At 54.4% G+C, this 14981-nt stretch carries 8 protein-coding genes; 3 read left to right on the top strand and 5 right to left on the bottom strand.

Features of this window, described 5'->3' with window-relative positions; translation table 11 throughout:
* Positions 1 to 9 precede the first annotated feature (9 nt).
* The 5 genes from C3938_RS11900 to galU all read right to left on the bottom strand — a co-directional run bounded on the left by C3938_RS11900 (position 10) and on the right by galU (position 12395).
* Positions 10 to 1398 (bottom strand): hypothetical protein, encoded by a 1389-nt coding sequence (locus tag C3938_RS11900; RefSeq protein WP_105103517.1) that lies wholly within the window; start codon positions 1396 to 1398, stop codon positions 10 to 12.
* 2 nt (positions 1399 to 1400) lie between these two features.
* Positions 1401 to 2066: a sulfotransferase family 2 domain-containing protein gene (locus tag C3938_RS11895; RefSeq protein WP_158681668.1), complete on the bottom strand. Its 666-nt coding sequence runs from the start codon at positions 2064 to 2066 to the stop codon at positions 1401 to 1403.
* Positions 2067 to 2212: 146 nt separating this feature from the next.
* Positions 2213 to 10576 (bottom strand): FG-GAP-like repeat-containing protein, encoded by an 8364-nt coding sequence (locus C3938_RS11890; RefSeq protein ID WP_158681667.1) that lies wholly within the window; start codon positions 10574 to 10576, stop codon positions 2213 to 2215.
* Positions 10577 to 10696: 120 nt separating this feature from the next.
* Complete coding sequence (locus tag C3938_RS11885; RefSeq protein ID WP_158681666.1) at positions 10697 to 11104, bottom strand: hypothetical protein; 408 nt, start codon at positions 11102 to 11104, stop codon at positions 10697 to 10699.
* A 379-nt stretch (positions 11105 to 11483) separates the two neighbouring features.
* Positions 11484 to 12395, bottom strand: a complete 912-nt coding sequence (galU, locus tag C3938_RS11880; RefSeq protein ID WP_105103513.1) for a UTP--glucose-1-phosphate uridylyltransferase GalU — start codon at positions 12393 to 12395, stop codon at positions 11484 to 11486.
* A gap of 500 nt (positions 12396 to 12895) precedes the next feature.
* Here galU and C3938_RS11875 point away from each other — a divergent pair, with 500 nt between their 5' ends.
* The 3 genes from C3938_RS11875 (at position 12896) to C3938_RS11865 (ending at position 14866) form a co-directional block, all read left to right on the top strand.
* Positions 12896 to 13489 (top strand): transglutaminase-like cysteine peptidase, encoded by a 594-nt coding sequence (locus tag C3938_RS11875; protein WP_158681665.1) that lies wholly within the window; start codon positions 12896 to 12898, stop codon positions 13487 to 13489.
* On the top strand, positions 13486 to 14187 hold the full coding sequence (locus C3938_RS11870; protein ID WP_105103511.1) for a LapD/MoxY N-terminal periplasmic domain-containing protein: 702 nt from the start codon (positions 13486 to 13488) through the stop codon (positions 14185 to 14187). Before C3938_RS11875 ends, C3938_RS11870 begins: the two co-directional genes overlap by 4 nt.
* Before the next feature lie 166 nt (positions 14188 to 14353).
* Positions 14354 to 14866 (top strand): hypothetical protein, encoded by a 513-nt coding sequence (locus C3938_RS11865; protein ID WP_158681664.1) that lies wholly within the window; start codon positions 14354 to 14356, stop codon positions 14864 to 14866.
* Positions 14867 to 14981 lie beyond the last annotated feature (115 nt).

Raw genomic sequence — 14981 nt, 5'->3', positions numbered from 1 at the left:
ACCATATTCTCAGATTACGACCTCGGTGCGCTGCCCAGTGAGCAGCTTGGCTCCAGGTGGCTTTCGGCCATATGTTCTCAGCGCCATAACAAAAACCAGTAACCCCATGGAATACGGTGAGAACCCCTCCTCCTGAAAAAACGAATTGGCAATAAGAAAGTAATAATAGGCGGCAAAGGCGGCACGAAGACGCACATTGTTATTGAGAGCTTGATCGTGTCGACGATAGATCTCCCGGTATGTCCAATAGATGAAAACTGCCGTACATCCCACCATATTCAGCAATACCGCAAATCCACTGTCGCCATTTATACTGAAAAAATCCAATGCATGATCTGTACCTGTCGTAAGTGATCCACCATACCCCAATCCGCTACCCAGTGGATTCTGCGGCATGGCGTATATTGATGATACAAGAGAGTAAAAATGTGGATCTTTTAGCAGCAGGCCAAGGTAGATTGCGCTGATCGAGTATACAAATGCAATTGATGGAAGCATCCAATTTCGATAATTCAAGATCGGAAACAGATAACTTGCCAATACCGCCAGTGACAGCACAATGGCTCCCTTTGACCCACACAGCACACAGCCGAAAAAAAATAAAATAGAAGCTTTGTATTGCCTCATTTTTAAAGAAAGAAGAAAACAAATTGAGAATAGATATGCCGAACTAACTGCATGCAGAATAAACCCCGATGGCCTGATCACTTCTGTATCCGGGAATAAATTGCTATTAAGCAATCTGCGCGTACTCATATCCAGAAGCTCGTACATATCAAGCCCGGGAATACCTTTCTTGAGCTCCATATATCGATACACACTGAAAATGCTATAAACCAATTCAGTAAAAAGAATCTCAAGAACAAGGAAAGCTACTGCTACTATGCCTGCCTTTATTATCAGATCTTCGTAGTCTAGGTTGCGCACACACTTCGTATAGGTGATCCCGAAAAAGTAGATTAGAAATGGATAAAAAATGGAGCGAAGATAGACAATGGCATCCTTTACGCCATTCACATAGGCGCCATATAAAAAATATAAACCAGCAATAACGATCACCGGCAATAGCATCTTTGCTTCTTTCCAGCAACACCCTGGATGAAAAAAAATCAAGAGAAAAACAGCGAAAATACAGAATAGAAAATCCAGAGAAAACAGAATTTTCTGCGACAATTCAGAGGCCAGATGATCCGACCAAAATGCTATGAAAACATTCGAAAAGAGAAGCAACACCAACCAATAAGCAGGAATTAAGGCTGGAGAAACAATAAAGACCACGACGGCGCCAAGCAGCATCAGCACCAAAGATAGAAATGGTGAAATATAAGAAACTGCAACAATAAAAAACAAATATACTACCAGTAGAAAACTGGCAAATCTGGTAGAGATAGCGTTCATTATTAATCGAAGTTATAACCTAACAGCTCTATGTCTTGTTCGTACACCGAAGCCACTTTTTTCACCATTGTTTCATCATAGTACTCTTTATAGTTTTTTCTCGTTGATTTATTTTTTTGAGCAAGATCCAAGCGCCGTCCCATTTGATCTTGAATGCTACTAAGATCCGCAGATAAACTCTCAAACTTCAAAACCTTATCTACGGCAATTTCACCATCTGCACCGACCAAGTATGAGAATTGAGGTTCAAAGTGGAAATAACTGGTTACCGTTTCAGCGCTCAGCCATTTATTCACCATCTTTTCAAAAGTATCGTACTTCCACAAAGTGGAGCGGCTAAAAATACAATCGCTTACACTACTGTATTGACCACCTTGCTTGAGGTATGAATAAGCCGACACCAGTCTATCCCACGGATTTCTCACTACGCTAAACTTGAATAAATTCTCCGCATATGAGGCATCTACTTGAAGGTAGTCACTCAGTTTTCTGTGGCCTATCTCACGACCATATAGTGCATAAGAAAGGCTGATACCCGCCGTTTTAGGGATATGTACAAATAAAATTCCCGCGTCTCGTACCAGCGTAGGTAATTGGCTGTTTGTTTTACGGAATAAATAGCGCCCAGCTTCAATTCGGGCTTTCCACAAATTCTCTGGAAATTTCACACTGTCTACTCGTATGTGTGACGAAAAGTCGTAGTATAAAGGCTACATTGTTCACAATTCCCAAGAACTACCTAGCCATTATCGACCCCTAGGTCATCATTAAAGAAAAGGCCCGCATTGGCGGGCCTTTTCAACCTAACTTCAGTTTATTTTTTCAGTTCCCAGCCAGATCCACCAAAGCCAACCCACTTGTCATTGGCGACACTAGTACCGTTCATAAACCACAGTTTAACCAAGTTATCGCTGTTACGGTGCCACAGGATATCCGCTTTCCCGTCGCCATCGAAATCACGGATATCATCCAGGCTCCAATCACCACTGTGCGGCCACGCCCAGCGATCGTCCTGAATGACATGGCCGTTCATGAGCCATATCTTGGTTTGGCCATCACTCGGACGCAACCAAACAATATCTTGGTCTCCGTCGCCGTCCAAATCTCCGCTGGCTTGGTAAACCCATGTAGTACCCACAGACCAAGTCCATTTATCATCATATTTACTGAATCCATCCATAAACCAGATTCTTGGCTGCCCATCGCTGCTGCGTTGCCAAAGAATGTCAGCTTTTCTGTCGCCATTGAAGTCGGCAACATCTTTCAGATCCCAACCCACAGTGTTTGCGGGGAGCCAAGAATCCGCAGCAACTTGGTGGCCGTTCATTTGCCACACTTTCAGTTGACCATCGGAGTTTCTTTTCCACAAAATATCTGATTTGTTATCACCGTTGAAATCACCTGTAGCAACGAAACTCCATGATGTCGGCTGGTTCCAGGACCATTTGTCCTCGACGATGGTATGGCCGTCCATCAGCCAGATTTTCACCTGACCGCTAGCGTTCTGCCACATAATGTCGGCCTTACCATCGCCGTTAAAATCAGCAGAATCGCGGAATTCCCAGTTGCTACCAACATTCCAAGTCCAACGATTTTGAAGAACTGAATGACCATCCATGAACCAAATCTGGGGCTGGCCATCACTTCCGCGACGCCAGAACAGATCCGATTTGCCGTCACCGTCAAAGTCATTATCGACGGTATGAGAGTCTCCACCCGGCACTGACCCCGCATCCCTCGGATCAGTACCCGCCAGGAATTCTTCCAGGTTGGTCGCACCGTCTGAGTCGGCATCCTGCGCGGCGTCGTCTACCGTCGGGTCGAGGTTGTTGGCCACCTCAAAAGCATCGTCCATGCCATCGCTGTCGGAGTCCGAGGCGCGCGGGTTGGTGTTGGCCTGGAATTCTTCCAGGTTGCTGAGGCCGTCTTCGTCCAGGTCGATGGCGCTGTCGTCTGCGTTGAGGTCGAGGCCGAAGGCAATTTCGAAGTTGTCTGGCAGGCCATCGCTGTCGGTGTCTTCGTAACCGAAGTCCGTGAAGCGCACGGAGGCCATGACCGGGTCAGCAACGCCATTCAGTACCACACCCAACAACATTTCGGAGAATCCGTTGTTGACGTAGGTCGCCGTGAGGATTTCTCCGTTGGCATCCAGGTGCAGAGTGGTACTGGCCAGTGGGTCTATATCACCCTGCTGCAAGTCCACTGTGCCATCGGGGTTGACCTTGTAGCGGCACTGTTCCGGGTAGCTGGCGAAGCTCGCTTTCCAGGGTTCTTGCCAGGCGTCGACGCCGATGTAGCCGCCCATTGCCATGCCCTGGAATTTTTCGACCCGCTGTACGGTACAGGCGTTGTAGCCTTCGCCGTCGGTTGCGCCGTTGCCATCAAAGTCGATGATGGTGCGCGCAACACGCAGACCGGTGAAGCGAGTACCACCTTCGCTGCCGGTATCGAGCATGTTGAGATTGCCGCTCAGGAACGCGGTGCCATTCAATGCGGCGTTGCTGGCGTAGGCTGAGACATCGCCTTTTTTGATCAGCATGACTATGCCGGCACCAACGCCCCACTCTTCATCGTCCATGTAGACGTTGATCATGCGCTGCTTGGCGGCGTCGATTTGCAGCTCAATCACACTGTTTTCATCGTCACCACCGAGTTTCACATCCACGATTACGCGGCCGCGTACAGGGTCGACGCTGTAGCTGCAGCTTTCGAGGCCATCCTCACCGGACTCCTCTTCTACGCCGGACGACGCCAGGTTCTGGCCGTCGAAGTAGGAGAAGGCATCGTGGTATTCAAACGGGACGACCTGCTGGCAGGTGCCGTCGCCGTTGAACTGCCAGTCTGCATTGCCGGTGTAATGGCCTTCAGACAGACTTCCCTCGCGCTCGTACTCACGCCCCCAGTTGCTGATGTGCCATACACCGGTGATGTCGGCAAGCTCAAGGGTCTGCGGTTTTCTGATGCGGAAGGTGCTCCAGGTGTAACGGGACTGATCACCGGCTTCCACCAGTTCGGTATTCAGCAGCAGGTTACGGTCGCTGGTGGCCATGCCTTCGGAACCGTCGCTGCGGCTCCAGAAGTTACCGTCGAAGTTGATCTGCGATACGCAGTTCTCCTCGCCCGCGGGGCAGCCGGTCCATCCGTAGTAAGTGGATACCCAGGTGCCGTCCTGACCGCTGATGTCGATGTAACGTTCGGCGATGTTGAAATCACTCTCGGTGCCCGCACGCGTGGTTTGGGTACCGTCGCCATCGATGAACATGGGAATGTTGCCGAAGGCCGCGAAGTTGCGGTAGTGCCAGTTCTGGCCATTGTCTTGCGGCATCCATTCGAGGCCGGCGTTCCAGCGCATGTCGGATTCGATTCCCATGGAGTAGTACAGGTCTCCTGCGGGGAAGTCGCCGATGTCGTTGAAGTTGGTACCGGCCAGGATTTCTTCGTAGTTGCTGTATCCGTCGTTATCGTAATCCGCTCCGGCGTCGGCGCCGTCCAGCGGGTTGAGGCCTGCGGCGAGCTCTTCACCGTCGCTGAGACCATCAGCGTCGCTGTCGGCATTGCCGGCGGAGGTGCCGAGCGCAAATTCGTCGGCGTTGCTCAGACCGTCTCCGTCAGTGTCACCATAGGCGTCGTCACCGTCGGTGGGGTTGAGGCCATTGGCCGCTTCCCATGCATCCGGCAGGCCGTCGTTGTCGGCGTCGAACAGGCGATCAAACTGGGAGACATAGCCCTGCCAGTCACACAGTTCACCGGTACCGCAGTAATTGAAGGCCTGGCGAATGGTCACGTAGTGACGGTCGTTGTAGCCGTTTTCATCGCGGTCTTCACGGTCGCTGACGATAAAGTTGCGTTCACGGGATTTGTAGCAGCTCCAATCGCCGTTGCAGTCCGCAGAATCGTGGTAGTAGCCGTTCTGGTCGCTGTAGTACTCCATGATGATGACGTTGCCGTCCAGGTGCCACAGGAACGGGGTGTTCGGGTTGTAGCTTTCTCCATCCCAGTAACCCTGCGTACCTTTGCCGCCCGGCGCGAACTGCAGGCCGAAGCTGCTGACGCCTTCGTTGGCACTTTCCGGTACATCCAGGAAGGTGCCAATAACATCGGCCTCGCTCAGTGTGACTACTTCATCACGCACCCACAGGGAGTCATTGGCGGCGGCGCGACCGTAAATTCCTTCGGCGGTGTCGTACTCGTGGAAGACAATGGTCTTCACACCTTTACCGAAGGTTTCCACAAAGTAGATGGTGGTGCGGGCGTTGCTGTTCTGGTCACTGAGGATCAGGCTGCCGTCGCCATCCACATTCCACTCGACGTAGGTGTTGCCGTCGCCACTCAGTTCGGTGCCGATATCCACTTCACCGCTACCATCGTTGCTGAGTAGCACTTTGGTGGGCATGAATACGTTGGTGGGTACGATGTTGTAGTACTCGTGCATGGCCACATCGGTGGCATAGCTGCCTTCGGTGATTGCCGGCGCAGCGCCCGCAATACTGCCACCACCGATCATCTGCGCTTCGTACACGTCTACGAAAGGTTCGTCGGCAAGCAGGCCGCTGGCGTAGGTTTTGTGGCCAAGTACGACGACTTTCCAGGTGGGCACTGTGTCGTCGGACTGCTGGTAGATGAACAGCTGATCCACGTAATGCTCGATTTCATCGGACATGCCGATCTCGTCTACCCACCACCAGTCGCGGTTTACGTAGCCGCCGTTGTTGGTTGCGGAAATCGCATTGACGGTGTGTTCCCATGTGAACAGGGCGCTGCCATCCCAGAACGCCATACGCCCCTGGTCGTCGCCGCCAATACCGTCGCCTTCCAGGTCGATGACGTTGCCCGCGGAGCCATTGAAGAAAGCGCCTTGGGTGGTAAGCAGGAAGCGTCCGGCACCGGGGTTGCTCATGGCGATGGGCGTGGAGGCTCCGTCGTTCCGGTCAGTGCCGACAATGATTTCGTGCAGGTTGCTGAAGCCGTCGCTGTCGTCATCCGCGAGGGCATCGCTGCCGTCGTGCGGATTGAGGCCGTTGTCGAGTTCGAATTGATCGGTGAGACCATCGTTGTCGTCATCGAGGTCGAGGTCGTCGTTGACACCATCACCGTCGAAATCGCCAGCGGGAATGTGACGTACGAACTGGCCAACATAGCCCTGCCAGTCACACAGCTGGCCAAAGCAGAAGTTGTCAAAACCCTGGCGGATGGTGATGTAGAAGCGGTCGGACTCACCGTCACCATTGGTATCTTCCGCGTCGTTGGCGGTAATGAAACGGCGACGGATTTCATAACATTCGGTCGCGCCCTGGCAGTCGGGTTCGCCGTAGTAGTTCCAGTTTTCATCGCGGTAGTAGTGTGCGATTACGGTATTGCCGGCAATTTCCCAGCTGAAGGGTGCGCCCTGATACCACACGCCGTCGTACAGGTTTTCCTGATAACCGAGACCACCTTCATTGAAGACGAAAGCAAAGGTGGACATACCGTTGGCGTCGCCTTCCGGTGCATTTTCAAGACGGCCGATCACGTCGGACTCTTCGAGCCCGGTGATGGTGACCTCTTCCCACATGGTTTGCACGGCAGCGGCGCGACCGGAAAGACCGGGTGCGGCGCTGTCGAATTCGTGTAGAACAATGGTCTTGGTGCCCTTGCCAAAGGTTTCCACGAAGTAGGTGGTGGCGCGGGCATTTTCCGCGCTGTAATCCAATACCAGGGTACCGTCCGTTTCGGTACTCCAGGTTACCGCCTGGGTAGCCGGACCACCGACTTCCGCGGGGACGACAACGTGGCCGCTGGTGTCTCCGTTCAGAACGACTTCGGAAGGGTAGGTCACGAAGTTGGGATCGAGATTGCTGTCGGTACCCAGGCCAACTTTGGTGGCATAGGTGCCGGCACCAATGATTGGGGATGCAGTCGAGCCGGTATTGAATACCTGGTATTCAATTTCGCTGACGAACGCTTTGTCCGCGAGTTCTTCGCCCGGGTATACAAGGCGGCCGGTGGCAATCACTTTCCACACCGGCACGTCACCGCTCTGCACCTCAAAGATGGCGATAGTGTCGAACCATTCTTCGACTTCGGTGCCATATCCGAGCTCATCGACGTACCAGTCGTCGCTGTTGACGTAGCTGCCGTTGTTGCTGCCGCTGATGGCGTTGCCATCGTGGGACCAGACAAAGTGAGCACTGCCGTTGTTCATGGCGAAACGGCCTTCGTCGTCTCCACCGGCACCGTCACCGGCGAGATCCAGTACGAAGCCGTTGTAGGCGAACGTACCCGGGTGGTGCAGCAGGAAGCGGCCCGCGCCCGGATTTGCCATGGCGGATGGTTGCGAGTTGAAGTCGCCGCGATCGGTTCCTGCCACCGCTTCGTGTAAATTACTGAAGCCGTCACTGTCATCATCGCCCGTGGCATCGCCAGCGAGATACGGATTTAAACCGTATTGCAGTTCAAACAGGTCGGTGTAACCGTCGCCGTCGCTGTCTTGATGCTCGTCGATGTGCACGGTTTCGGCGGTGGCATCAAAGCCCATTGCCGCAAGCGCGGGGCCACGCACTTCCCAGTATCCGAAGCCATTTTCAAAAGAAGTGCGTATATCCCACTCGCCCTCCGGTGCCCAACTGGGCATCCACAGGGAGCCACTGGTGTTGCCGTCCAACCAGGCGTATTGCTCTTCCCCGGTATCTTTATGATGCAGATATACCTGCTGATTCCAGATATTTTCCTGGTCGTCGGTAATCATCTGCGCCGTGACTTCCACGTCGTTGTCACCCAGGGCGATCACGCGCGGATTTACGTCAACGGAAAGAATGTTCGGGCGGCCTGCGTCGTTCCAGTAACCCCAGGTGGTATTTACCTGTCCGAGCTCAGACTCGGGAATGGCGTTGCCGTAAACTTCCACCCAGTCCCAGGTTTTTACTGTGAGCGGAGTAACATCGGTGATGGCGTTATGATTGAGGCCAATCCCGTTGATATTCTCCAGTGCAGAGAGATCCGGAATGGAAGTAATCGCGTTTTCCTCGGCGCGCATCCACCACATACCAGTGAGGGAGGACACTACACTGATATCGGTGAGGCGGTTGCGACTAACGTCCAGACTCAGAATCTCTGTCTTTCCAGACAGCGGAGACAAATCGGTGATGCGGTTGTCATTAAGAATAATGTCCGCATTCAACGGGGAGTTGGCGAGCCCGGAAATGTCTTCGATCAGGTTGTAGCTGAGATTGACGTGGCTCAGTTGGGTTTGCGAAGCCAGCGCGCTGATATCGCTGATCTGGTTACCCCAGGCCAGCAGATTATTCAGACGATAGTAACCGGAGACAAACCACAGGTTGGAAATACCGGTTTCCCAGATACTGAGCCCATTCAGGCGACGCATTTCCGCCAGCTGTGCTTCGGTTGCGCCCAGGTTGTTGAACCCATTGCTGCCAATCTCCAGAACATCCATGGCTTTGGCCGGGCTGGCAAAGCTCGGCAGCGCGGTCATGTTCGAACCGTCAGCCCACAGCGCTTGCAGAGTGGGAATGGATTCCAGTGCGGAGAAATCGGCAATGGGGTTCCAGCTGATATTCAATGCATTCAGATTCAGACTGGCGAGCGGACTCAGGTCGGAAACAGACGCTCCGGCAAAATGCAGGCTGATCAAATGTGGTAATTGAGCAACTGGCCACAGGTTGGTGAAGTAGCCACCGCCATTCAGATCGAGATCCTGCAGCATAAACAGCTGCTGGATGCCTTCGAGATCGGAGATGTCGCCGCTGCCACAGCCGAGCCATGTCATCTCATGCACATAACCGCCGTAGCTGTGCACGCAGGCCTCAAGCGCAGAGTCGGAAAATGAAAGGCTGGTTACCTCGATCGGCGCAGGGTTGCTGTTAATGACGGTAAATTCTGTCTGGAACGATTTGCCAGCAAGTGTACTGGTGTCTTCGTGCATGCCGTTGTTGCCGAAGTCGCCACCGTGCACATATTCAACCCGCCAGGTGCCGGGCATATCGTTGCTGTGGAAGACCAGTTTGGCCTGGGTCTGTTCCAGGCGCAGGTCGATCTGCTTTCTCTGACTGGGGTCCGCTACGTTGTAAATCTCAATACCGCCATAGAGGAAGCCGGCCCCCTCGTGGTCATTGATTTGAACGGAAACATCCACCGCGACAAAACCATTACTCGCGGAATCCAGGTCGACGGTATCGGCGGAGAACGCCAGGTTGGTAACTTCCGGGCGCTGGTTGTCACCCGCACCATCGCCATTGACCATGAGAGTGAGATCGCCAAAACCCATGACTTCCAGTTGGGGTTTGCTGATGGCAAACCAGCCCGCGTCACTATTGACGTGCGCCTCAAGTATCCATTCGCCACGCTCGGCTTCGGCCATCAACTGCCCCTGGCCGTATGCACTCCCCTGCCAACTGTCACAGTAGCCAACGTTGCCCTGCTTGCTCGGGTTATACAGCCAGACACAGGCTTCATAGATATCCGCACCGGTTGCTTCGACGGCGAAGTCCAGCCACTTGTCGCCGGTGTTGAGATCCACAGGATTCTGGGAGTAGACACCCGCCTGCACCATGGTGATGGGTAACGGTGTGGCGCTGAAGCCGGGGATGGCGGCTTCCAGAGCCTGATCTTCGGCTCCGCCATCGGTGAACAGGTTGTTTTCCACGGTAAGGAGATTGAGGCTGGCAATTTCCGGCAGGCGCGCGATGTCATCGTCCTGCAAGGCATTGCCATTGAGATGCAGGGTATCAAGGGCCGGGAAAGCTTCACCCAGGTTGTTGTAGCCAGTACCACCGAGATCCGGCAGGTCTTTCAGCCAGGCGTTGTTGAGGTCAATACGCGAGATGTTTTTACCAACGAGCGGCGACAGATCAGAGATTCGCGTATCCCAAGCGTTGAGGTTGCCGATATCACTCAGCCCTGCAAGCGGGGAAATGTTCTCTACCGGGTTACCGCCAATGTCCAGGTCCGTCAGCGCGGCCAGTGCCTCAATACCTTCCAGGGTACGAATCCCGCGCTGCGCGCAGTAGAGGTAAGTTACTTCCCCAATGCTGGTCCAGCCGTTATCCGCCGCATGTTGATCTAAACAGGCCTCAAGGCTGGCATCCACGAAGCTCAGATCTTCGATCTCCGAGGCCTGTGCCGCGGGCGCCATGAAAGAACTGGTTACTGCCAGAGGTAACAACAGGTGTTTGAACGTGTTCATGATTTTCTTTTTTTGCGTCTGTACGTTTTTTGAGTACTGCGTATCCATGACAGGAGCCCTCGTGTTGCCCGTCGGCGAGTCGATACCAGCTAACTCGATCTTAAGAAGTGCGTTTGAAACTTATTGAACTGCCAGCGGCGAACCCTGCTGACGACTCTGCACAGCTTCACGGCTGGGCTGGGCCATACGCGCTTCGGCGGTTTGCTTCTGACCGGCCAGGCGCGCGATGGCGTTCTGCTGCTGTTGCTGAGCGGCGCGATGCTTGAGGTACTCTTCGCGGCTCATTGAGGAGGTAAATTGGGTGGGGTGCCCCTCGCGCTCGGCGAGTTGCGTGACCTTTGCCTGGAGCGCAACGAGCTGCTCCTGAGATTTTTGAGACTCCGCCAGCGTTTGGCGGTGATGGACAACGGCAAAAATATTGCCAGCGATAGACGCGGCAAGTGCGAACGAAAGCAGCGCTTTAAAATTGACTTTGAATTTCACCCCAACCCCCAAAAATGATTTTCTATCCAGATCAAAAAACCACACCCAACACAGAGGCATGTATTCAACCCGATGAGCCACCCCAAAATATCGGCTCAACTCACTCAGCCTCCGTGGCCGAATCTCTTGTACCTATCCCGGCAACACGCCAGGTAACGGGGCCCGATTCCCCCTTGGGCACCGCCCGGCAAGTGTTACGGCGGCGAACACTACCATGTGACATGTGTCACACAAACGGAAAAATTGTCGCAAAACACCCCCGAAACACATAACAAAAGTCAGGATAGTTCCGATGAAACTAGCTATGGATTTGCAAATGTGAAGCGATACTCACCGGTGCAATTTCTACCACCAAAAAACAAGGGCGATAAATAGCCCCTTGGAGCTATTTATCGCCCTTGATGTGCGAGATCTTTTTGTGGCGCTAGGCTGTCACGGGTTCGGCGGAGTGCTTCACGGTGAGCAGCGCTTCGAGATCTTTCCCGATTTCCGGGTGATGCAGGCCGTACTCCAGCTGCGCTTTCATATAACCGAGCTTGTTACCGCAGTCGTGGCTGTGGCCGACGATGCGGTAGGCTTCTACGGTTTGCTGCTTGAGCAGTTCGTCGATGGCGTCGGTCAATTGGATTTCACCACCGGCGCCGGGTTGGGTGTTTTCCAGCAGCCCCCAGATTTCCGCGGGCAGTACGTAGCGGCCGACAACGGCCATGTTGGAAGGAGCAGCGTCCACTTCCGGTTTTTCCACCATGCCATCGATTTTGGCGGTGCCTCCGGTTTGCAGATCCGCCCCCAGGCAGTCCACTACACCGTACTTGCTGACCTGGCTCCACGCCACGGGTTCCACCATGATCTGGCTGGCTTTGGTGGCTTCAAAATTGCGCACCATATCGGCGAGGTTGCTGACTTTCAGATCGGCGGCGTATTGATCGATCAGCACATCCGGCAGCAGAACGGCGAAGGGATTGTCCCCCACCACCGGGCGGGCACAGCTGATGGCATGCCCCAGGCCCTTGGCTTCGGCCTGACGCACGGAAATCACGGTAACGTCTTTGGGAACAATGGAGCGCACTTCATCCAACAGCTGGCGCTTCAGGCGGTTTTCCAGCTGGGCTTCCAACTCGAAGGAGGTGTCGAAGTGGTTTTCAATGGCGTTTTTACTGGCGTGGGTAACCAGCACGATTTCCTTGATACCGGCGGCAACCGCTTCATTGACGACATACTGGATCAGCGGCTTGTCGACGATCGGCAGCATTTCCTTGGGAATCGCCTTGGTGGCGGGCAGCATACGCGTGCCCAGGCCAGCCACCGGGATGACCGCTTTTTTAACTTGGTGCATGTTTTTCTTCCTTTGAATGCCCTAAGACTCACTGTCATGGGTCAGAAGAATCTGCAAAATTCCGGCCATGACGTGAAAGGCGTCACACTTTATCAGCAATCTATGACAGTTCAAGAACAATCAATTTGCCTGCAGCGGTGAGCAATAACCGCCGACGACACGTTGTTGCGATTTGTATCCCGCAATTTGTATACCAACGAGCCCGAGCGCTGGCGCGAAAAGCAACAGCGATAACCCTTACACCGAAGCACTCGCTAATAATTCACACAACCCTGAACCAGTGGCGCAAAAACAGACGCACGCTGCCCTCCATGCGCCCTATCCACCTCGGCTAGTGCCAGACTAGATTCTGTCTGATCGTTTTTTGATCTTCAGAGGCAGGCCGATAGATGTTGTGTAGTCGCGGTTTTTGTTTCCGAAAAGGCGCTCTGGCTCGAGTTATTGCCCCCATGCTCTTGCTGTGGATGTTTACCGGCGGCTGTCTGATGGCGGCAAGCGCGATGAGTCCACCGCATCTGTCACGGTCGCTTTTGCAGAAAACCCAAACCAGCTACGGCACTCAGGCTCATGCGCGGCTGGTGCGCTGGCAACAGCTGGTAGAGAAGCAGGCCCAGGCCCTGGAGTGGCACCGGCTGCTGCGGATCAATCATTTCTTCAACACCATCCCATTCGCGGAGGACCGGGACCACTGGGGGCGGGAGGATTACTGGGCGACACCGGTGGAGTTCTTGGCCTCCAACGCCGGGGACTGCGAAGACTATGCCATCGCCAAGCTGTTCAGCCTGACGGCGGCCCTGATTGCACCGGAAAAGCTGCGTCTGGCCTATGTCAATGCCATCACCCTCAATCAGGCGCATATGGTGCTGCTGTATTCCGCCAATCCCGGGGAACACCCGCTGGTGCTGGACAACCTGACTAAAGAGGTGATGCCGGCCCGCGACCGCACCGATCTGGTGCCGGTATACAGCTTTAATGCAACGGGCCTGTGGCTGAACCGAAAGCTGGACAGCGCCACCAAGGTGCGCAACCACCCGGGTTCGGCGCTATGGGAAGAACTGCTGCAGCGCATCCACAAGGAAGGAGTGTTTGAATGAATCGCCGGATGCTAGGGATGGCGTCACCTATCGCGAAACTGATCGCCGCTTGGTGTGTTATCACCACGGCCGTACTGTCTGTGGGGTTGCTGACAGCCCGTTCCCAATTGCAGGCGCTGATGACCAGTGAAAGCCGGGACAACGCCGCGCTGATGGCCGTGGCCCTGGGCCCGTACACCGGGGAGAAGGACACGCTGTTCAGAGCGACTCTTCTCAAGGCATTGACGGAAAGCGGCGCGTATAAAGAGGTGCGTTACACAGCCGTGAACGGCACAAAAATCCGCCAAACAAATCTCGATTACCTGCCGGATGTTCCGCACTGGTTTCAGCAATTGCTGGTATTGGAAACACCACGAGCAACATCGGAGGTGAGATCTGGCTGGGATCTTGCAGGACATATTGCCGTAGATCGCCAACCTGCGGCGGGCTACCGTCTGCTGTGGCAAACCGCATTGGGGATCGCAGGTGTGTGCCTGATGGGGCTCACCTTGGCGCTGTGGTGGCAGTCGGCTCTGCAAACCCGAATAGTGCACGCACAGCAGGAGCGGGACGGGTTGAAACGAAGCCTGGAAAACACCCGCGCACTCCTGCATGAGCTGGCCGGTGCCGCACCGGAGATCGCCGATGACAAAGAGTTGGCCCGGCTCCTGGAAGCCCTGCGCTCAGACCGCCCGATAGAAACCATCAATAATGACTAGCCCCTTGGGGCTATATATTTCCTGATTTTGTGTTGTGGTTGGCAGCAATAAAAATTTTTTTTAGAGCTGCGATGTAGCACAGACTTCCCATTTGCTGTATAGCCGCTACAATCGGCCACTGTTCGAATGGAATCCACTGTACAACAAAGTTCTTTTAGGGGGACGCATGAAGAAGACAGCATTGGGGCTTGCACTGGGTGCAAGTTTGCTGAGCGCCGTGGCCATGGCCGATGTAAAACAATACATCGAAGCCGGCTACAACATGGATCAGGTCATTGCTTTGGCCCAGAGCGAAGGCCTCTCTGCCGAGGAAGCGGTGGAACAGGCTCTGGACGTTGCACCAGACCAGGCGGCAGACATTGTGTCCGCGGCTATCAAAGCCGGTGCAAACGCGGATAAAGTTGTTGCCCTGGCGGTTGCCGCCAACCCGAACAACGCACAGGCCGTGGTTGCCGCAGCCGTAGCTGCCGGCGCGAACGCTCAGCGCGTTGCCCAGGTTGCCCTGGCCAACGGTGCCTCTCAGGAAGCCGTTGCAGCGGCGACCGGCGCGGGCGCCCCGGCTGGCAGCTCCTCATTGGCCGGTACCAGCACCACTACCTCTCTGCCACCGGCTCCGCCGGTCAGTGTTGGCGCAGGTGCGGGCGGCGGTGGCGGCGGCACTCCCGCTTCCCCCAACTAATTACACTCCCATCTGCCTTATCGACAGGTGATGTGTACAGAAAAGGCCCGCGAGGGCCTTTTTTGATTCTGATTTTTTTTGCCGTTTTTTGACACCATGCTCGCTTCCCGCTCAA

Source organism: Microbulbifer pacificus, assembly GCF_002959965.1.
Classification (GTDB): domain Bacteria; phylum Pseudomonadota; class Gammaproteobacteria; order Pseudomonadales; family Cellvibrionaceae; genus Microbulbifer; species Microbulbifer pacificus_A.
This window is presented reverse-complemented; position numbering and strand designations above follow the sequence as displayed.